Consider the following 19,903-nt stretch of genomic DNA (forward strand, 5'->3'; position numbering starts at 1 on the left):
GTTTGCAAATGGCGCAGCGTTTGTTGCAGCGGAACACTGCTAACCTCGTTCAACCAGGTGTGGTCCGCCGTCTTTTTCAGCGCCGTCAGCGCAGCCGAGCTCGCGTGATATCCCAGGCGCTCTTGCCGCTGGGCCCAAGCCGTCGAGCGAAGATTAAGCATGTGGTTATAGACCACGCGCACACAACCAAACGTGCGAGCCAGCGTGGTCGCTTGCTCGGGCGTGGGATAGAACCGGAATCGGTAGGCGCGTTTGGTTTGCATGCCCAAGATGCTATCCGCGCCAAATCCAATAACTGGATATTCATCCAAGCATCGACTCAAATCAGACCAATCCTGCAGCCTGACGGCTGCGCCTCTTTCCTTCCCGGTATCAATGCCGCGGTTTCACGGAGCAATGGATGAACACACAACGTCGCAATGCCTTGAAAGCGCTTTCTGTCTTGTGCGCAGGCTCCGCCTTGCCCCGTATTGCGCTGGCGCAGTCCGGGTCCTACCCATCAGGTCAGGTCAACGTCATCGTGCCCTATGGCGCCGGCGGCAGCACTGACATCGTCGCCCGTCTGCTTGTCAACGATGTATCTGGGCGTCTGGGCGGCAACTTCGTCACCGAGAACAAGCCCGGGGCGGCAGGCAACATTGGCACCCGCCAGGTCGCCATTTCTCCTGCCGATGGCAAAACGCTGCTGTATTCCACCGCAACGCCTTTCTGCATTAATCCGTACGTCTACCGTACCCTGCCCTTCGATCCCGATAATGACTTCGCGGCGATCTCGCGCACTGCCAAGCTGCCGCTGGTATTGGTCGCCAATGCCGGCCTGGGTATCAAGACGGCTGCGGAGTTCGTCGACTATCTACGCAAGAACCAAAAAAATTGCAGCTTCAGTTCATATGGTGTCGGCACATCCAGCCACATCGCAGGGACGATCTTCACCAAGAAAATCGATGCTTCAGGCGTCCTCCATGTCCCCTACAAGGACATGACGGCAATGGCCGACCTGGCTGCTGGACGCAACACCTTTCATATCGATGCGTGGTCTGCCGTTGCCCCGATGGTCAAAGCAGGTAAGCTGGTAGCACTGGCCGTCTCCAGCAGCGAGCAACTGCCTTGGGCGCCAGAACTCCCTACGCTCGCCAGCGTCATCCATAGCGACTATGACGTCGTCACTTGGCATGCCGTATTCGCCCCGCGCAAAACTCCTGCCGACATCGTCACGTTATTGAACAAGGAATTTCAGAGGTCGCTCGACAAACCCGAAATAAAAAAGACGTTTGCGGAACAAGGCTTTTTGACCTATCCGCCTGCCACGCCAGAGGAAATCGATGCCTTCGTCAAGCACGACAAACAACGCTGGAAAGGCTATGTAGAGGCGGCCGGCATTACGCCGTCGTGATTAAACTGGCGGCCGCTTGCGGCCGCCATCGTCGCCACCTTCTAGCGCCCGCTCAGGATCCAGCTTGCCGCCTTCTCTGCGATCATGAGCGTGGGGCTATTAGTGTTACCGCTGATGATCGTCGGCATCACACTCGCATCGACAACTCTCAACCCTGACACCCCGTGTACCTTTAGATGCGGATCAACGACGGTCATGGGATCATCGGCACGGCCCATTTTTGCAGTCCCGACGGGATGAAAGATCGTCGTCGCGATATCACCGGCAAGCCGGGCAAGCTCTTCGTCTGTCTGAAATTGCGTGCCAGGTTTGTATTCAAACGGCTGGTAGCCGGCCAAGGCGGGCTGATTAACGATATTGCGCGTAATCCGCAGCGAATCCGCAGCCACCTTACGATCCTCTTCGGTACTGAGGTAGTTGGGCCGGATGGCAGGTGCCTGCGCGGGATCCGGTCCCTGTATCTGTACCGTCCCCCGGCTGGTGGGATTCAGATTGCACACGCTGGCCGTAAAAGCATTGAAGGTATGCAGAGGCTCCCCGAAAGCGTCCAGACTCAAGGGCTGAACATGGAACTCAATATTCGGATAAAGCTTCGAAGGATCGCTGCGCGTGAAAGCCCCCAGTTGCGAAGGCGCCATACTCATCGGGCCGCTGCGACGCCAGGCGTACTCCAGCCCGATCTTCGCTTTTCCCCACAAGGTGCTAGCGATCTGATTCAGTGTGCGAGTGCCGTCTACTTTATAAACCGTCCGAATCTGCAAGTGATCTTGCAGATTCGCCCCTACACCGGCTTTGTCCAGTAGCACCTCAATCCCATTTTGCTGAAGCAATGCACCTGGGCCGATACCCGAGAGCTGCATCAATTGCGGTGTACCAATGCTACCCGCGGCGAGGATAACCTCACATCGTGCCTGGACATGCTGCCGGGCACCCGCACGAATCACATCGACACCCTTGCAAGCCAATCCGCCATCGCTGGCGCGCCCCAAGTCCAGGCGCACAACCTGCGTGTGCGTCCAGAGTGAGAAATTGGCACGCGCCATGCACGCCGGTCGCAGAAACGCCTTGGCGGCGTTCCAGCGCCAGCCCGCCTTCTGATTCACTTCAAAATACCCGACGCCCTCGTTATTCCCCTGATTGAAGTCGTCGGAGGCAGGAACCCCCGCCTGCTGAGCAGCCTGCGCAAAGGCATCGAGAATATCCCAGCGAAGCCGCTGCTTTTCCACCCGCCATTCGCCACCGTTACCGTGAAAGCGCGCAAAATCAGAGTTGCTTTCACGATCGGTTCGGTTGCCATCGAGTCGATAATGATCCTCGTGCCGCGTGAAATCCGCTAAACAGTTTTCCCACGACCACGCGGCCTCTCCCGTACTGTCAGCCCAGCTGTTGTAATCGCGCTCCTGGCCTCGCATATAGATCATGCCATTAATGCTGGAACACCCACCCAACGTTTTACCTCGCGGATAGCGCAGCGACCGGCCGTTCAGCCCAGGATCAGGCATCGTGTTGTAGAGCCAATCGGTACGGGGGTTACCTATGCAATAGAGATAACCGACGGGGACATGTATCCAGTGATAGTTATCCTTACCCCCCGCCTCAATGAGCAGCACGCTCTTGCGACCATCAGCCGATAAGCGATTCGCCATCAAGCAACCCGCTGTGCCAGCCCCGATGATGACGTAATCGAAGGCATTGTCCGCCATTCTTTTCTTCATTCCCATGTCTCGTCATACCCGCAGATAATTATTATGTCGTAGAGATTCACATCAACGGTGTTAATGCCCCTCTCCGATCAAGCGCTCAGTTTGACGACAAGAAACGACATGATCCAATGAGAAATGCTTGCCACCTTTATAAGTATCACAAATAATAAGAGCTATGCCGAGCCCCGTCCATCTGCCTATTGATCCCCAAGCGCTACGCACGTTCACCACCGTGGCGCGCATCGGTAACATCACCCGTGCCGCGCAATGCCTGCATCGAAGTCAGCCCGCGATCAGCCTGCAAATCAAGAACCTGAACGAGGCCACTGGCCTCAAACTGTTTCATCGCACGCACCAAGGCATGGTGCTCACATCCGAGGGCGCTGCCCTACTTCCCCTAGCGGACAAAGTGCTCAACGCCCTGACCGAGTTTTCAAGCGCCGTCGCCGCATTACATACCACTGCTCGTGAACAATTACGGATTGGCACCATCCTTGATCCCGAATTCACCCGCATCGGCTCCTTTTTACTCAGCCTCGCCAAATCCTTCCCCCAGATCGAGACGACGCTACAGCAGGAAGTGAGTGGTGAAGTCCTGGCCCGTGTTGAACGCGGCGAACTGGATGTCGGCTTTTACCTCAATCCCCCCGATGCGCTGGCGAGCAAATCAATCATCCGTAAAACGCTGACGCGTTTCGTCTATCGCGTGCTGGCGCCCGCCGGATGGGAAGACAAAGTCCGAGGTAAAGACTGGGCAACACTGGCAACACTGCCATGGATCGCCACCCCACCGTCTAGTGTCCATCATCGCTTGCAACGACGGGTATTTGGGCCAGACTCACTCACGGGCCTGGAGCCCCATCGTGTTGCACTGGTGGATCAAGAGCCTTCGATGCTCGATCTCGTACGCAGTGGCATGGGACTATCGCTGGTACGCGATTCAATAGCCACCCACGAGTCGCAGACACGGGGGTTAGTGATTGCCGACCAGGTGTCGCTTGAATGTGAACTCAGCTTTGTGTGCCGCGCCGAGCGCGCGACGGAACCCGCGATAACAGCGGCCTTCGACACGGTTGGCAAGATATGGAATTCAACAGCGAAAGCTGTACTCGCACAAGGCGGGTTGTAAATGGTGTCCGGATCTGCAGTACTAAAAAGGCACCGATAACGGTGCCTTTTGCTTTTTCAACGTCGCTGTTCAGTCCGCGACTATCAGTGCTTCCAACCGCGCATCCAGTCCGACGACCTCAGCGATCCCAATATGAAATGTGTTTTCAAGTAGGCCCTTGATTTCGTCAATGGAATGGAGCTTTCGTTTTTCCATCTCGCCCGCTCGCGGATAAAAAGAATACAGCGTGTCATGCAGCACATGGCGCCCCTCCTTGGCGGCGCGGGCGGCCACTAGATGGGTGACGAAGTGTGAAGCGGGATGGCGCGATACGTACCAGTTGCTGACCTCATAGTCTGGCAAATAGTTCGGCGTCAGATCAAACGCATAGAGAATCCGCCACGCCTCTTGAACTCTTGTTTCAAGGCGATAGACCCCGTTGTCGCGAGTCAAGCGATACTGTCCATGCGGCGTATCCTGGACTTCATCCATGGCAAAGCGTATGGGTACCGTCAAGGTCATGCCGCCGAAACCGGTATCGGCAATCCATTGCTGACCATCCGCCTCCACCAACAGCAGCATGTGAGTACGCGGCGCGATAACGTCATCGGGTACGTTCAACCGAACGCGTGCAGCCAAGCCGGTCGTCTTGAAACCAACCTGCTCCAATATGTACTGAAACAGGATATTGTGTTCATAACAATAGCCGCCGCGCCCGTGAACGGTGAACTTTTCCAGTAGGGAAGCCACGTCAAGCCGCATCTCCATTGCCGTGAACGGTGACAGATTTTCAAAAGGAATAGTCTGCGTATGTCGGAAGTGCAGTTGGTAAAGCGTGTCAAAAGACGGCGCAAGTACGCCGTCATAATGAATAAGATCCAGGTAGGGCGAAATATCGATTTTTCTTTCCATACTGACACTATGCTCCCGGAAGGGTGGCGCCGGTGGCCTCTTGAATGGCACGCACACAACGCAACAAAGATGGTGCAACTTCGCGTGCGAGGATTTCGGGGCCGAGCTTGAAAGCCGGCCCACCACAATTTACTGAATAGATCTCGCCGTTGGGCATGACCAAAGGGACGGCTATTGCATTGACGTCCTCGTGCCAATCTCCGAGCGAGGACACGTACCCCAGCGTTTGATACTGAGTTATGGCCTGTTGAAGCGGCAATGCCATCGCAGGCCATTGCTGCGCAAATTGCACGCGGAGCATTTGAATCAATGGTTCTCGTTCATCGTCGGTCAGTGCCGCAAGATAGGCACGGCCCGACGCCGATGTCGCCAACCCCAATCGATCCCCCACGCCAATCCTCATCACCAGTGCTGCCGACACTGGGCGGACGGTTTCTAGAAGAACCATGTCGAGCTGGTCCCGCGTGCCGAGGTGTGCGGTCACGCCGGACTCCTCAGCGAATTCGCGCATGTGGGGTCGCGCCTCGGCTCGAATATCCAATCTCCCCAAGTACGAATGACTTAAAGCCATGACACCGGGACCCAACGCGTACCGCTCAGACCCTGGAACGCGCCTCAATAACCCCGAGGTCAGCAATGTACTGATTAGACGCAAAGCAGTCGGCTTTGGAATGGATGTGCCCTCAGAAACCTCCTTAAGCGTCAGCGCTGACTCACTCGCCGCAACCCATCGCAGTACAGCCAGGCCACGCGCCAGCGCAGTCACCTCACCATCCACAGTCTCAACAGAAGTTGCCTCGTTCATTTTCCGATCAACGCCGTTTTTGAAATTAAAGTCCATTGAGCGAATTTTACCGACTTACGAAAAATCTTGCGGCCGCATAGTTAATCATTATAATGAAATTACATTCCATTAAATGGAGGCCATTATGAGTTTACGGGTATCACCGATCACGCCCGAATTTGCCGGAGAGGTGTTCGATCTCGACCTGTCGCAACCACTCAACAAACAGCAAGTGGAAGCCATTGATAAAGCGATGGATCACTACGCGGTTCTGGTATTTCGCGATCAGGACCTCTCACCCGAGCCTCAACTGCGTTTTGCCGAGAATTTTGGAAATCTGGACCTTGGTTTCAAAAAAATATCGAAATCACCAGATAGACTGAACCATGCCGCGGTTCTGGATATCTCCAACGTTGACGCAACTGGAAAGGTCGCCGACAGAAACCATCGGAAGATTATCGGGAATCTGGCCAATCAACTCTGGCATAGCGACAGCTCCTTCCAAACGCCTCCTGCCCGCTATTCAATGCTCCACGCCGTCGTCCTGCCTAGCGACGGTGGAGAAACCGAATTTGCGGATGTGCGCGCTGCCTATGACGCACTGCCTGACGTCAAGAAGCGGCAGTTGGAAGGGCTTCATGCTCAGCACTTTGCCCTGCACTCAAGGTTCTTGCTTGGCGACACGGATTACACCGAAGAACAACGGCAGGCCATTCCCGCTGTTGCTTGGCCCCTAGTGCGTGTTCACCCGACGAGTGGCCGATCATTGCTATTCATTGGCTCCCATGCCAGTCACGTCGTCGAGTTGTCTATCGCCGAAGGCCGCTTGCTTTTAATGGATCTTCTCGAACACGCTACCCAACCTCAATTTATCTATCGGCACGCCTGGAAGCCCGGGGATTTAGTGATGTGGGATAACCGGAGCACGCTCCATCGTGGGCGGCCCTTTGATCTATCAGCCAGAAGAGAGCTTCGCCGCACGACGACGCTGGAAACACGCGCCGAATAAAAATCCATCAAATACCAAAAATGAAGCCGCAGAAGCGGCATGAGGAGACATCAATGAAGAACGCGCTCATTGCGGTGGCATTAGCCGTCGGCACCCTGGTGGCCTCCATACCCGCATGGGGTACCGAGGCCTATCCTCCAGGGCCCGTTCACCTTATCGTGCCTTTTCCCCCTGGCGGGCCCACGGATACGCTGGCCAGGAAGATGGCTGACGGTTTGCAAGCCCAATGGAAGCAACCCGTGATTGTCGAGAACAAACCAGGCGCAGGCACGATCATCGGTGTCGACCACGTCGCCAAGGCCAAGCCTGACGGCCAGACAATTGGCATCGTGATTAGTGCGTTCACGATAAATCCGTCGGTCCGCAAGGCGATGCCATACGACACGCTGAAGGATCTACAAGGCATCACACAACTTGCAGAGTCAAGCCTTGTCCTGGTCGCGCGCGCTGATGCGCCGTTCAACTCGGTAGAAGAGCTCATTCAAATTGCAAAAAAGAATCCTGCCAAGCTGACGTACGCGTCGCCAGGCGCTGGCACCTCAACGCATTTGGCGGGCGAGCTTTTTAATAAGATGGCGGGCATCAAGCTCATCCACGTTCCCTACAAGGGAAGCAGTCCCGCTCAAACCGATCTGATCGGTGGTCAAGTAGACCTGATGTTCGATGTCATGCAATCTGCATTACCCATGGTCAAGTCAGGTCGCCTGAAAGTGATCGCCTTGGCGTCATCAAAGCGTGATCCCGCCTTTCCGGATGTCCCCACCATTAACGAGACCGTCAAAGGATACGTTGTCGGCAGCATGTTTGGATTAGTCACCGCGGCTGCAGTCCCCCATGACACGGTAGAGGCCATCAGCAGGGCTTCAGCAGAGGTACTCAAGTCCCCGAAAGTCAGTGCCTCACTTGCCGACTTGGGAATGGTCGTGGTCTCATCGCCACCAACAATTTTCAACCAGTTTCTAAAAAGCGAGGTAGCCAAGTGGCAACGTGTCGTTCAAGAAAGCGGCATCACGCTTGAATGAACGAAAAACATCAGCGTTGAATACTCATCGTCGACAACGAAAGACCCCGCGACTCCCGAACACTGATTAACGTTCAATGTCTGATTGGCGGGCCTTCACGAACTCGACAAAGGCGCGTAGCGGCGCCGGCAGGTAGCGGCGTCCCGGATAGTAAAGAAATGGGCCGGAGAAGCTGCCCCACCACTCCTCCAAGATAGGAACCAGTGCCCCGCTGTCCAGTTGCGGACGCAGCCAATCCTCGAAGAGATGGATCACGCCACAGCCGGCTACAGCGGCTTCGATCGCCAGCTCTACGCCGCCGCCCAAACGGACCACCAGCGGACCAGTGGGCTCAATGGTGACGATCTTCCCGTCACGCTCGTACTGCCATGCTGACATCGATCCGCTAGGGAATCTGCCACGTAGGCAGGCGTGTTGCAGCAGGTCGCTCGGCTGCAGAGGCACGCCTCGCGCAGCCAAATAGGCGGGTGCAGCGGCGGTCGCCATCCGTTGCCGACGCGGACCGATGGGGATGGCAATCATGTCTTGCTCAAGCCGCTCCTCGTAACGGATGCCGGCATCACAACCGGCGGCCAGTACATCAACGAAGGACTCCTCGACGGCGACATCCAGCATGATGTCTGGATAGGCTTTCATGAATTCCGGAACGATCGCGGGCAGCACCAACCGTGCGACACTCGCCGGTACATTCAATCTAAGCGTGCCGGCCGGATGATCGCGGAATCCGTTGACAACGTCCAACGCCGCCTCAACTTCATCAAGCGCCGGGCTAAGTCGATCCATCAGCCGTGCGCCGGCCTCGGTCAACGCGATACTGCGGGTGGTGCGATGGAGCAGGCGCACGCCGAGCCGGGTCTCCAGCCGTCGCATAGCGTCGCTCAGCCCAGAGGCACTCAGACCCGCCTGTCTCGACGCCTCGCGGAAACCACCTGCCCGGGCTACCGCCAAGAACGCGGCCAGATCGCCAAGAGCTGCCAGAGCACTCAAATTAGCAATGCCACGCGCCTCATCTCCCTTTGTTTCGTGCAATGCTGTCTCCGCAGAAAACCAACTGTACGAAATTACGTACGACCTGTACAAAATATACAGTATTGTCGTACAGACAAGCGGCGCATACAGTCTTTCCAACGACGACCCATCGGTCAAATTCTCAAGGAAAGACTACATGAGCAATCTCGGCAATCCCTCTGCGTTCGCCAGTACGTATCGGCTCGGCACGCGCGTCGTAAAACGCATCGGTTATGGTGCAATGCAACTCGCGGGCCCTGGCGTCTTCGGCCCACCGAAGGATCGAGCAGCGGCCGTCGCACTACTGCGCGAGGCGGTGAATATGGGCGTCAACCATATCGATACCAGCGACTTTTATGGGCCCCACATCACTAACCAGATCATTCACGAGGCACTGCACCCCTACTCTGACGAGCTGACGATCGTCACCAAAGTCGGCGCTCGGCGCGGCGAGGATGCCTCTTGGCTGTTCGCACAATCCGCTGCGGAACTGACGCAGCAAGTTCACGATAACTTGCGCAATCTCGGACTGGACCGATTGGATGTGGTCAACCTGCGCAGCATGCTGGACGTCCATGAGCCAAAGGAAGGCTCTCTAGAACCGCAAGTGATCGCGCTGGCAGAACTACAACACCAGGGGTTGATTCGCCATATCGGCCTGAGTAACGTAACCGCCAAGCAGATCGACGATGCGCGACGCATCTGCGACATCGTCTGCGTACAGAACCAATACAACGTCGCGCATCGGGACGACGATGCGCTGATCGACCAACTGGCTCGCGAAGGCGTGGCCTACGTGCCGTTCTTTCCGCTGGGCGGCTTCTCTCCCCTACAGTCGGATGCACTATTGGCCGTGGCGACCGAGATTCGTGCGACGCCAATGCAGGTCGCGCTGGCTTGGCTACTGCAGAGATCACCAAATGTGCTGCTGATTCCGGGGACATCCTCGATCGCCCATCTCCATCAGAATCTCGCAGCCGCCTCGGTGGCGCTATCAGAGGAGACGTTGGAGGTACTGAATAAAATTGGAACCACGAGCAGCGGGAAAGCGGATGCTTATTGAGGCGATCTCTGCCCGATTGTACGCGTGTCGTGACCGCGCTGGCGGTGGGCTGCGCGGCTCCGTTTCAGGCCGGGACCGTCCTGTCACGCACAGCCACTGTCGTTTATTTCAAATGGCGGTTTGCTCAGAAAAAGCCTTATGCCAAGAGTGAATCTCATATTTTTCCCGCAGTCCATGCAACCAGAATGGATCTGTGCGAAGCAAATCTTCAATAACACTTTTACTGTCGCATTGAACGACCCACAATGCCCCTATGGCATCAGATTCTGGGTCCAGCCGTAGAGAGCCACCGACAAGAATTACCTCACTGTGCACGCGGAGCCATTCAAGATGCGCGTTTAACAAGCGTTTGCGCACATCAAGCCGGTCGGGTCTGTCGTAGAAACGGACTGCGAACAACATTACGCCACCTCATCAAAGAGTCGTTGGCCTGATAAAGAATCCAGTCAAGCACGGGCAGCGGCTAAACTGGGGCAACGGTTTTCACGTGTTCCTCATCATGGCGCCTCAACCCGAACCTTACGTTCCCCGCCACATCGCTCACATCGACACCTGGCGCAACGCCGGCTATGCGGTCAAGATCTACGGCATCCATCACGATCCGTACTTGGCGGGCCCTATCCTGTCCGATGCCGTCGTCGCCTCCGTACGCACCGCTGTGTATGCCGTACTTGACGAGCATTCTACCGATGCGCGCGGCCATGGCCTAGGATTCTGCATCGTGCACGTAGGTCAGGAAGCCGTATGGCTATTGGTGGACTGGTGGATCTCAGGCGGCATTGTGTGCCAGCGTATGCTGTCCGCGCCGCTGACGCAGCCGGACATTTTCACGCCAGTAAGTGCACCGGCGCTGGCCTGCGTCTGGGAGTTGGTGGTCACTGCACACGAGCGTAACGCGTGGGTGCGACACATGCTGACCGCCAAGCCCGATGCGCGCGCTTACCTCGACGACACCTTGCCCGCGGGCCGATACTAAAGCGCGGGGATGAACTCCGAGCGCGTACTGTTGGCGGCGGAAGCCGGATTTCGCGCCTGCGAACGCGCCATCCTGACGCACGGCGGCATGGGCTACTCTTGAGGCGTGACCTGATCGCTAAGCCGTTCCGGCCGGAAGATGCGATGTACGCTCCCCACCGAGGACAGGCGGCGGGATAATTTTCCTCTCAGCTAACACTTGAAGCCAGTGCTTCACGCACTCCTCGGTGTCTAGCACTTGCGTGAAGCCCGCCTGTTTGACCTTGACGGTGCTGACAAACGCTGGGGGTGGAGCCGAAGTCAACCCGTATCCAAATCGCGCGTCCGCTGAGTAATGCGATTGGCCAAGCAACTGGTCCATGCTCATCGGCCTCAATCCGTGCTTCTTAACGAGATTCGCCCACATACTGGCTCGGCTAGGTAGGTACTCGGCCAGGCACAACGGTGTGTCTGGACCCAGCTCAACGTTGAGAAACTCAGCCAGGCCTGGCCATAGGTCCCTCCAACTGAACACCTCACCATTGGTCAGGTTGTAATGCTCGCCCCAAACGTTCGCATCGCTTGCAGCCCAAACGGTCGCGTTGCCAATCAGGCGAGCATCCACCGCTTCGCGCGGATATGAAATATGGCCCGGATAACAGAATGGCGTTCCCTCTTCCCGGCATAGCGCCGCGTAGATGCCGATGACAGGTATGGTATTCATGGCGACGCCCACATTGGGGCCAAGCACGATCGTGGGCCGGAAGATCGTCCAACCAAACCCGGATTTGGCTGCTTTTTCGCGCAGGTAGTCCTCTTGAAACCAGTATGAATTGGGATGATCATCGCGCGGCTCCCGCTCACGCGCGGGGGTGCGAATGGGATGCAGGTGAACACCATAGGCCTTAGTGCCCTGCAACAGGGTCACATGCTGCAGATGTGCGACCTGCGACAACGGCTCGATTACATTCTTGATCATCGTCAGGTTGGTGGACATCTGCTCCGGGTCTTGCCAACCCGATATCAACGTCGGCTTTTCGTAGACTGCGGCATAGACCACATGGGTTACCTGGGGCAACGATGAAAAAGCCTCGCGGCAGGCTTGGGGATCCTGCAAGTCCACCGCCAGGTGGGTGAAGCCCTTGGTGCTAAAGACCTCGGGGCGCCGCCGCGACACCGCAATGACATCCCAGCCCGCATTCAAGAATGAATCAACAGTGGCGGTTCCGACCAACCCGCTGGCCCCCGTGACGAGTACGGTACGTGACATGGTTCTATCAATCCATCACAAGGTTGATCTGTTTGAACAACTCTTTGAAGCGAGCATGCTCATCCATCATTCGCTTGCCGAAGTCTGCGCGGGAATCCGAAGCCGCGACAATACCGAGGTTCGAAAATTTTTCTTGGACCTCAGGGGTGTTAACCGCCTTGTTTATCTCGTCATGCAAGCGGTCCAAGATTTCGGGAGGTGTCCCCGCCGGCGCGACGATGCCATACCAGGCAACACTTTCCGCGCCCGGCAAGCCAGCCTCGGCGACCGTTGGCACGTTAGGCAGCAAGGGGGAACGCTTGACGTCAGCCACGGCGATCGCACGCAGTTGACCGGATTTCACGAAGGACAGAATGGGAGGCACGCCGCTGATCACCATAGAAGTGCGGCCACCCAGCGTATCGGTAATGGCTTCGCTATTGCCTTTGTACGGTACATGCAGGATTGTGGTTTTCGACAAATGCTGGAACATTTCCCCGGCGATGTGGCCGCTGGTCCCCATGCCAGCCGACGCAAAGCTCACCTTATCCGGATTGGCCTTGATATAGGCGATCAGCTCTTGCAAATTATTCACTGGCAGCGAAGGGTTGACCAGTAAGACATTGGGACCCGTAGCAACCATCGCAACCGGTGCCAGGTCTTTCATAGCGTCGTAAGGCATCTTGGCGCGAGCATTCGGATTCACGGTGATGGGTCCGGCCGAAGCAAAGCCAATGGTGTAGCCATCCTTATCGGCTTTGGCGACAAAGTCGGTGCCGAGATCCCCACCTGCACCCGGTTTGTTCTCCACGACGACGGACTGGCCCAATTGCTCAGACAAGGGCTTGGCTATCAGGCGCGCAATAATGTCAATGGAGCTACCCGGACCATAGGTCGCAATAAGACGGATTGGGCGTGAAGGCCAGTTAGATGCTGCTTGGGCCGCGGTCATGGCGACCAAGCCCAGCGCAAGGCCAGCAATCAATCGATGCAGAATCATGATGTGTCTCCTGAGAGGTATGTTGTAGTTAGTTGATGTGGGAATACATCGGTCTGCCGGGATGAGGCAGACGTGCTCGAAGGATGACGCCCTGTTCGGCTTCGGTGATGTAGAGATCGCGTCCGTCTTTCCCACCAAAAGCAACGTTAGTGGTGCGCATGCCCGCACACGAGCGTATGCGGTGTAGCGGCTCGCCCAGCGGACTGAACAACCAAACGGTACCGGCCTGGGCATGCACAACCGCCAAGTTGCCGGCTTCGTCCAGCGCCAGACCGTCCGGCCCCGCCGTGCTGCCGGACAACTGAATAAAGCGACTCGCCTTTTTCATGGAGCCGTCAGGTTCCAATCTCAAAGCATAAATAGCGTTGTCATGGGTAATGGCTACGTACAGCACGTTCTCTGCTTTGTTCAGCACGAGGCCGTTGGGCCCGGCGAGCCCATCCATCAACAAGTCCACAGCGTGCCCATCGCTACGCAGTCGGAATACACGGCCGGTGGGATTATTCAGCGCGCTCTCACCCTGGTCGGTGAAATACAGGTCGCCATTCGATGCAAAGAGCAAATCATTCAAGCCCCGCAGCCCTTCGCGCTGCACATGCTGCAGATAGGGATGTATCGTCTTCGCCTGTGGATCAACCAGCATCAAACCATGAAGATGATCCGCTACAAAAATTCGGCCATCCTGATGAATTTTCAGGCCATTAGGCTCGCCAGCGTAGCTGACAATGACTTCGAAATTGCCTTTCGGATCGACCCGCAGGATGCGGCCATGCGCCAGATCCACGCACCACAGGTTACCCGCGCGATCAAAAGCCGGACCCTCCAGAAATGAATGCATCTTCGTGTGGCGCGCAGCGAGCCAAGAGGAAGGCTGATCGGTTAGATACAGGGATTCAGGCAGCTTGGCAAAAATTTCGGTTTGCAATAGTTCCGCGGGGGGATACATATCGGCCTCTCAAGATGTCAACGGGTTGTCCGGCAACTCTATGCCCAACAACAGCGCGCTTAGCGATTTACCATGGGGATCCAGGCGCAGCGAACGCGTCACGCCGCCCGCCAGAACATTGGGAATGACAAAGTTCAGGGCCTTTAAACTCTCGACCTCGTAGCGCCGAACCGACCCCGCGCCCAGGTGTGAAAATGCCTGCTCAACGCGTTCCGCGGTCAACTCGCGACACAGCGTTCGCCAGCCCGCATCGTCATACGCAATAACGGCTATGCTGGACGTGTTGCCCTTATCGCCAGCGCGCGCATGCGCAAGGTCATAGACCAAAGTTCCCATCGCTATGCTCCTACCGTCATCACTTCGGGGTGGACCCAGTCGCGGGGAATGAGTACTGCGTCCACGGCGATGATCTCCTTGGTGCCTACGTTGACGGGTCCGCCCGCACCATAAGGTCCTTGCATATTCAACTGTCGGACATGGTCGCCCAGCAAATGAGCGCTTTTCTTGTCTGCGCATCGCGCAGCGACGCGCAAGCGCACCTCGTAGGGATCGCTCACCATGGCGGCCGAGTGTTCCCCGTGCAGGCTGCTGATGCCTATCAAGTCGACCTGAAACTCGCTGGCCTGGCCGCCATCTAAGCGAAAGCGCTCTTTCACTGTCTCGGCTGCCAACTGGGCACGAGCGACAGCGTTGATGCCAGCATAGGCAACCTCGCCTGTGCCGATCCAGCCATCCAGGTACCCGACCACCACCTTGTAGCTATCGGTGCGTGAACGAGCGCTGATACCGCGTACCGCCACGCGGTCTGGCGTCAGCTCTTCAAAATGCAGGCCCTGCAGCGACAGGACACAATCAGGGGTGATATAGGCGCTGGGATCATGAATTTCGTACATGGCCTGCTCAGAGCACGTCATGCGATCCAACCTGCCGCCTGAGCCTTCCGGCTTGCCAATGATCAGCCCGCCATCACCGTAAAGGTCCGCATAGGGATAAGGTAATTCCGCCAGACGCGGTACATCTTTCTTGCCGGGATCGGCAAAATAGCCACCCGTGACCTGGGCAGAGCACTCCAGCAAGTGCCCCATTATCGTGCCGGCGGCAAGGCGCGGCAGATCGTCATAGGCCCACCCGTGATGGTGTAGCGCCACGCCCAAAAACAAGGATGGATCTGCTACGCGCCCCGTCATCACGACATGCGCACCCGTGGCCAGCGCATCGCGGACGACATCGGCACCCAAGTAAGCGTTGGCCGAAGCCAGACGAGGCAAGACTTCTTCCAAAGGCAAGCCACGATCCATCAACAATAACTCAGGATGCAAGCGCACGCGGTCGATCACGTCGTCACCGACTACAGCAGCGCATTGAAGCGCTTGCCATCCTAATTCCCGGCCGATGTTCAGAGCAGCCTGCGCGGCACCAATCGGATTCGCGGCGCCCATGTTGGACACCAAGCGCACCCCATTTTGTTGACACAATGGCAGAAAGGCCCGCATACGCTCATCTAGCATTGGGTTGTAGCCTCGGGCACTATCATGCCGGCGTGTAAGAGCCTCTCGCGCAATCGTGCGTTCTGCCAGGCATTCGCAAACCAGGTAATCCAGTTCAGCGTGCTCCAGCAACTGCAACGCCGGGCCGATACGATCATCAGCCATTCCTGCCCCCACGCCGACACGCAGTCGCATACCCTCGTTATTCATACTTGTCCGCCATGTGCTCGTGTGTCCCATCGACGACGCGTCGACCACCTCGCCCAAATGGGAATCCAATTCGGAGTATGAATGTCGTCCAGTAATACTCAAAATGATATATTTAAATCTCGGTAATCACTTTTTTGCATCACCATCATGAGCACGCGACTAACATTGACGATCTACGAACTGGAGGCCGTGCTGCTCGTCGCCGAAACGCTTAACTTTCGCATGGCGGCCGAACGGGCTCACATATCGCAACCGGCACTTAGCAGGCGGGTTCTGGCAGCCGAGCAAAAGCTAAACGCCAAGCTCTTCGATCGCGACAAACATAGCGTGGCACTGACCGATGCCGGTGCCGAGTTGACGCCTATCGCGCAGCGCATGCTCTCAGAGTTTCGAGATTCGCTCAGCGATCTGTCCGAATTCATTGCCGGTCGGCGCGGTAATGTGAACATTTGGGCGCTGCCATCCGTGGCGGCCGCCGTCCTGCCCACCGCGGCCCGGGCACTCCAGCAATCACACCCTCAAGTGCGCTTGGTCATCCAGGCCGCTTCTGCACGCCAAGTCACTCAGGCGGTGGCCGAGGGTAAAGCGGATCTCGGTATTTCGATCGAAATAGCAGATCAGCCGGCTGATGTGGGGTTCACCGCTCTGCTACAAGAAAACTTTGTATTGATTTGCCCAGCCGATGATCCGCTGGCGAAAAAGCGGAAAGTAGATTGGAGCGTATTCGCCACGCGGCCCTTCATCGCAAGCGGGCCGGCCAGTAGCATTCGACACGTTACGGATCGAATACTGGCAGCTTCAGGTCGACTGCCCGATGCGCACTACGTGGCCGACAACATCTCAGTCGTCGGCGCCATGGTGGCAGAGGGAATTGGGGTGGCCGCCGTACCAGAACTGGCGCTGAGGCTAATGGATACGACACGACTAGGAAGCGTGGCGTTGCATTCACCTAGCGCTACGCGGGAAATCGGAATCCTGGTGAAAAAACGGCGCTCTTTGTCAGCAGCGGCACTGCAGTTTATTGCTATGTTGCAGCAGGTCATTGCCGAGCTTCCAAAGGAAAGCGCCCCAATCCCTATGCGACATCTACGCCCGCACAAAGGCCAGTAGGTCGGGGTTGATGGTATCGGCGTTGACGGTCAGCATGCCGTGCGAATAGCCCTTGTAGATCTTCAGCGTCCCATTTTGCACCAGCTCGATCTGTTTCAATGCGGCGTTGGCATAAGGTACGACCTGATCGTCGTCGCCTTGCATGATCAGGGTCGGAACGGTGATGGCCTTGAGGTCCTCAGTCTGATCTGTTTCAGAAAAAGCCTTGATCCCTTCGTAATGGGCAAGCGCACTGCCCATCATTCCCTGGCGCCACCAATTGTCGATGACCGCTTGCGAGACCTTGGCGTCCGGCCGGTTAAAGCCATAAAACGGGCCCGAGGCAACCGCGCTGAAGAATTCAGCACGATTGGCCGCGAGCGCAGAACGAAAGCCGTCGAAAACCGAGATCGGTGTCCCCTCCGGATTATTTTCCGTCTTTACCATCAGAGGGGGAACCGCGCTGACCAGCACGGCCTTGGCGACACGCCCCTGCGGTTGGCCATACTGCGCGACATAACGGGCCACCTGGCCACCACCGGTGGAATGGCCAATGTGGACAGCGTTCTTCAAATCGAGAAATTCGGCCACTGCCGAGGCATCGGCGGCATAGTGATCCATGTCATGGCCGGTGGCGATCTGCGAGGAACGGCCATGGCCGCGCCGGTCGTGCGCAACGACACGGTAGCCGTTCGCCAGGAAGAACAACATCTGGGTATCCCAGTCATCCGATGAAAGAGGCCAACCGTGATGAAACACGATTGGTTGAGCCTCCTTGGGGCCCCAGTCCTTGTAGAAAATCTCGGCGCCATCCTTGGTCTTGATGAATTCGCTGCTCATTTGCTACCTCCTATAGAGGATTTACGAGGTTTGGCCTTTGCAACTGCTATCGCTGCAACGCAGGTAATGGCCACGATACCTGCTGCCCGACAAGCAACGCGCGACTAGCGGCGATAAATCTCAGCCCATACTAACAACAAAAACCCGCGTCTCGATAGAGGATCGCGGGCTCGATTTTGGGTACTGCTGAATACGGAGTTTATTTGGGCAAGCGCTACTGGACTTCCTTGTCCACGTGCTGGACCACCAGATCGATGACACGTGGCGTGTTCTTCGATGCCAACGCCTCGATGATCGCGCAGTGCTCCTGGTGCAGCGTTTCGCGGCTTTCCGGTACAAAACCGTAGACCCTCCAGGCCTGCGTCCATAGCTGATGGATCTGCCGCTGCATGGCAGAAAGGATGGGATTGCCTGCCAACTCGGCGACCTTGGCCTCGAAGCTCAGATCCAGGCCGGCGTTCTCCTCAAACTCGTCTTTCGCCGTTTGGTCCTGGGCATTTTCGTCAATCAGTTCTTTCAGGGCCCGAATGCTGCCTTTGTTGGCCTTGACGGAATAGGCCTCGAAAACCGCGCGTTCGACTGCTGTGCGCGCTGCGATCAGTTGCTGCATGAATTCCGTGTTTACACCCTGCCCCAGCAGCGCATTCAAGTCATCGCCACTGGTGGCGACGGCCCGCTTCTCGACGAAGTAGGTACCGCTGCCCACACGAGTCTCGATACGTCCAGCAGCTTCAAGCACCTTGAGCGCCTGGCGGATCGAAGAACGGCTCACGGAAAAACTCTCGGACAGCTCTCGTTCGGAGGGCAGCTTGTCGCCGACCTGGAATTGGCCGCTGTTAAGCAGATTCTCGAGCTGCTGGCAGACCTCCTGGAAGATGTCTGTGCGCTTGATGGGAAGCATTGAAAAACGGGGCTTGCTCATGTGGGCTCGATGCCGAAGATCCGAAATAGGGGACTCGGAACTTTACCATTCTTCGGCAAAATGGTCCGTCCACTTTCTATACCTTGCCTCTTATCGCCGGTCAATTAGGGTAAATATGGTTAAATTGGATAGTTGTCAGACCACTATTGATCAGATAGCATTCCACTTAGTCAACTTACCCGTGGGCAGTGAATTGCGCGCGGACAGCAAAACCAGGAGACAACAGCGATGTACAGAAGCAATTTTGAACCCGGATCTACCCGTTGGGCGGTCCGGCGCAGCCAGTGGCGCAGCATGGGCATCCGTGAAGAGGACATGGAAAAACCCAAGATCGCCATCATCAATACTTCAAACAAGCTCTCGTGCTGTTATATCCATCTGGATGCCATCAGCGCTCTGGTCCAACAAGCTATCCGCGATGCCGGTGGCCTGGCCTTCGAAGTGCGCACCGTTGCGCCCAGCGATTTCGTCACCAGCGCCGGTAAAAAAGCGCGCTATCTCATGCCAACCCGCGACCTGATGGTCAACGAGGTGGAATGCATGATGGAAGGCGCGGTTCTGGACGGCATGATCTGCCTGTCTTCTTGCGACAAGACCACACCTGCCCATCTGATGGCGGCGGCGCGCCTGGACGTCCCTTCCCTGCTCTTGACCTGTGGCTATCAGATCGGTGGCAAGTGCTCCAACGAGAAGTTCGAGGATCAGTTCTTCGACATCGACGATGTCTACGAGCAAATCGGTGCGTTGGCGACCCGCACGATCACACTCAAGGATCTCACCGATATGACGGATGTGGCGATCCAGTCACCCGGCGTCTGCGCCGGCCTGGGCACTGCGAACTCCATGCATATCGTGGCAGAGGCCATGGGCATGACCTTGCCCGGCAACTCACCCATCTGGGCCAATGGCCGCCGCCTGAACGAATACGCACAAGCCGCCGGCCGCCAGATCGTCGAATTGACGCGCCACGGAATCTCGGCGCGCAAGATCATTACCGAAGAAGCGATCCGCAATGCCGTCATGATGGTGCTGGCCGTCGGAGGCTCAGTCAACACGGTACGTCACATTGCCGCCATCGCCACCGAAGCCGAGCTACCGCTGGACGTAGTGAAGCTGTATGAGGACTATGGCAAGTCCATCAAGCTGCTGACGGCCGTGCGTCCCAACGGCCCCTTCCGCACCGAAGACCTGGAAGCGGCCGGCG

At 56.9% G+C, this 19,903-nt stretch carries 21 protein-coding genes; 8 read left to right on the top strand and 13 right to left on the bottom strand.

Translation table 11 applies throughout. The features are described from left to right. The coding region (locus tag ACNAZS_RS10220) for a helix-turn-helix domain-containing protein (RefSeq protein WP_415788904.1) at positions 1-263 on the bottom strand (263 nt) is incomplete at its 3' end. A gap of 137 nt (positions 264-400) precedes the next feature. Here ACNAZS_RS10220 and ACNAZS_RS10225 point away from each other — a divergent pair. Further along, positions 401-1,393 carry a Bug family tripartite tricarboxylate transporter substrate binding protein gene (locus ACNAZS_RS10225; RefSeq protein ID WP_415788906.1) on the top strand — a complete coding sequence of 331 codons (993 nt, stop codon included), beginning with the start codon at positions 401-403 and terminating at the stop codon, positions 1,391-1,393. 41 nt (positions 1,394-1,434) lie between these two features. Here the strand turns inward: ACNAZS_RS10225 and ACNAZS_RS10230 are convergent, their stop codons facing one another. Next, positions 1,435-3,096 (bottom strand): GMC family oxidoreductase, encoded by a 1,662-nt coding sequence (locus ACNAZS_RS10230; RefSeq protein WP_415789626.1) that lies wholly within the window; start codon positions 3,094-3,096, stop codon positions 1,435-1,437. Positions 3,097-3,271: 175 nt separating this feature from the next. On the opposite strand from ACNAZS_RS10230, the gene ACNAZS_RS10235 reads away from it, so the two are divergent. Next, positions 3,272-4,225 (top strand): LysR family transcriptional regulator, encoded by a 954-nt coding sequence (locus ACNAZS_RS10235; protein WP_415788908.1) that lies wholly within the window; start codon positions 3,272-3,274, stop codon positions 4,223-4,225. Between the two features lie 69 nt (positions 4,226-4,294). On the opposite strand, the gene ACNAZS_RS10240 is transcribed toward ACNAZS_RS10235, so the two are convergent. After that, on the bottom strand, positions 4,295-5,116 hold the full coding sequence (locus ACNAZS_RS10240; RefSeq protein ID WP_415788910.1) for an arylamine N-acetyltransferase family protein: 822 nt from the start codon (positions 5,114-5,116) through the stop codon (positions 4,295-4,297). A 7-nt stretch (positions 5,117-5,123) separates the two neighbouring features. After that, on the bottom strand, positions 5,124-5,957 hold the full coding sequence (locus tag ACNAZS_RS10245; protein WP_415788912.1) for an IclR family transcriptional regulator: 834 nt from the start codon (positions 5,955-5,957) through the stop codon (positions 5,124-5,126). Positions 5,958-6,045: 88 nt separating this feature from the next. Between ACNAZS_RS10245 and ACNAZS_RS10250 the strand changes: the two genes are divergently transcribed. Continuing rightward, positions 6,046-6,909, top strand: a complete 864-nt coding sequence (locus ACNAZS_RS10250; protein WP_415788914.1) for a TauD/TfdA dioxygenase family protein — start codon at positions 6,046-6,048, stop codon at positions 6,907-6,909. A 53-nt stretch (positions 6,910-6,962) separates the two neighbouring features. Continuing rightward, positions 6,963-7,931, top strand: a complete 969-nt coding sequence (locus tag ACNAZS_RS10255; RefSeq protein ID WP_415788916.1) for a Bug family tripartite tricarboxylate transporter substrate binding protein — start codon at positions 6,963-6,965, stop codon at positions 7,929-7,931. Between the two features lie 66 nt (positions 7,932-7,997). Here the strand turns inward: ACNAZS_RS10255 and ACNAZS_RS10260 are convergent, their stop codons facing one another. Then, positions 7,998-8,960, bottom strand: coding sequence for a LysR family transcriptional regulator (locus ACNAZS_RS10260; protein ID WP_415788918.1), 963 nt, complete (start codon positions 8,958-8,960; stop codon positions 7,998-8,000). Between the two features lie 136 nt (positions 8,961-9,096). On the opposite strand from ACNAZS_RS10260, the gene ACNAZS_RS10265 reads away from it, so the two are divergent. Continuing rightward, positions 9,097-10,002, top strand: a complete 906-nt coding sequence (locus tag ACNAZS_RS10265) for an aldo/keto reductase family oxidoreductase (protein ID WP_415788920.1) — start codon at positions 9,097-9,099, stop codon at positions 10,000-10,002. Positions 10,003-10,110: 108 nt separating this feature from the next. Here the strand turns inward: ACNAZS_RS10265 and ACNAZS_RS10270 are convergent, their stop codons facing one another. Then, positions 10,111-10,404, bottom strand: coding sequence for a YciI family protein (locus ACNAZS_RS10270; protein WP_415788922.1), 294 nt, complete (start codon positions 10,402-10,404; stop codon positions 10,111-10,113). A 97-nt stretch (positions 10,405-10,501) separates the two neighbouring features. On the opposite strand from ACNAZS_RS10270, the gene ACNAZS_RS10275 reads away from it, so the two are divergent. Beyond that, on the top strand, positions 10,502-10,978 hold the full coding sequence (locus tag ACNAZS_RS10275; protein WP_415788925.1) for a hypothetical protein: 477 nt from the start codon (positions 10,502-10,504) through the stop codon (positions 10,976-10,978). Positions 10,979-11,095: 117 nt separating this feature from the next. Here the strand turns inward: ACNAZS_RS10275 and ACNAZS_RS10280 are convergent, their stop codons facing one another. Genes ACNAZS_RS10280 through ACNAZS_RS10300 form a run of 5 tightly spaced genes read right to left on the bottom strand, consistent with a single transcriptional unit; the run spans position 11,096 to position 15,848 of the window. Next, positions 11,096-12,226: an SDR family oxidoreductase gene (locus ACNAZS_RS10280; protein ID WP_415788927.1), complete on the bottom strand. Its 1,131-nt coding sequence runs from the start codon at positions 12,224-12,226 to the stop codon at positions 11,096-11,098. A 7-nt stretch (positions 12,227-12,233) separates the two neighbouring features. Next, entirely contained in the window at positions 12,234-13,205 is a 972-nt protein-coding gene (locus ACNAZS_RS10285) for a Bug family tripartite tricarboxylate transporter substrate binding protein (RefSeq protein ID WP_415788929.1), read from the bottom strand. Positions 13,206-13,233: 28 nt separating this feature from the next. Beyond that, positions 13,234-14,151, bottom strand: a complete 918-nt coding sequence (locus ACNAZS_RS10290; RefSeq protein ID WP_415788931.1) for an SMP-30/gluconolactonase/LRE family protein — start codon at positions 14,149-14,151, stop codon at positions 13,234-13,236. Positions 14,152-14,160: 9 nt separating this feature from the next. Further along, positions 14,161-14,487, bottom strand: coding sequence for an AtuA-related protein (locus tag ACNAZS_RS10295; protein WP_415788933.1), 327 nt, complete (start codon positions 14,485-14,487; stop codon positions 14,161-14,163). A gap of 2 nt (positions 14,488-14,489) precedes the next feature. Beyond that, positions 14,490-15,848, bottom strand: a complete 1,359-nt coding sequence (locus ACNAZS_RS10300; RefSeq protein ID WP_415788935.1) for an acyclic terpene utilization AtuA family protein — start codon at positions 15,846-15,848, stop codon at positions 14,490-14,492. Between the two features lie 147 nt (positions 15,849-15,995). Here ACNAZS_RS10300 and ACNAZS_RS10305 point away from each other — a divergent pair, with 147 nt between their 5' ends. Next, positions 15,996-16,958, top strand: a complete 963-nt coding sequence (locus ACNAZS_RS10305; RefSeq protein ID WP_415788937.1) for a LysR family transcriptional regulator — start codon at positions 15,996-15,998, stop codon at positions 16,956-16,958. On the opposite strand, the gene ACNAZS_RS10310 is transcribed toward ACNAZS_RS10305, so the two are convergent. Together ACNAZS_RS10310 and ACNAZS_RS10315 are read right to left on the bottom strand one after the other, a co-directional pair. Then, positions 16,935-17,777 carry an alpha/beta fold hydrolase gene (locus ACNAZS_RS10310; protein WP_415788939.1) on the bottom strand — a complete coding sequence of 281 codons (843 nt, stop codon included), beginning with the start codon at positions 17,775-17,777 and terminating at the stop codon, positions 16,935-16,937. The genes ACNAZS_RS10305 and ACNAZS_RS10310 overlap by 24 nt on opposite strands. 214 nt (positions 17,778-17,991) lie before the next feature. Further along, positions 17,992-18,699, bottom strand: a complete 708-nt coding sequence (locus tag ACNAZS_RS10315; RefSeq protein WP_415788941.1) for a FadR/GntR family transcriptional regulator — start codon at positions 18,697-18,699, stop codon at positions 17,992-17,994. Positions 18,700-19,014: 315 nt separating this feature from the next. Between ACNAZS_RS10315 and ACNAZS_RS10320 the strand changes: the two genes are divergently transcribed. Next, on the top strand, positions 19,015-19,903 hold an 889-nt coding region (locus ACNAZS_RS10320; protein ID WP_415789628.1), incomplete at its 3' end, for a dihydroxy-acid dehydratase domain-containing protein.

The sequence above is a fragment of the Bordetella tumulicola genome (genome assembly GCF_965138755.1).
Taxonomy (GTDB): Bacteria; Pseudomonadota; Gammaproteobacteria; order Burkholderiales; family Burkholderiaceae_B; genus Bordetella_A; species Bordetella_A tumulicola.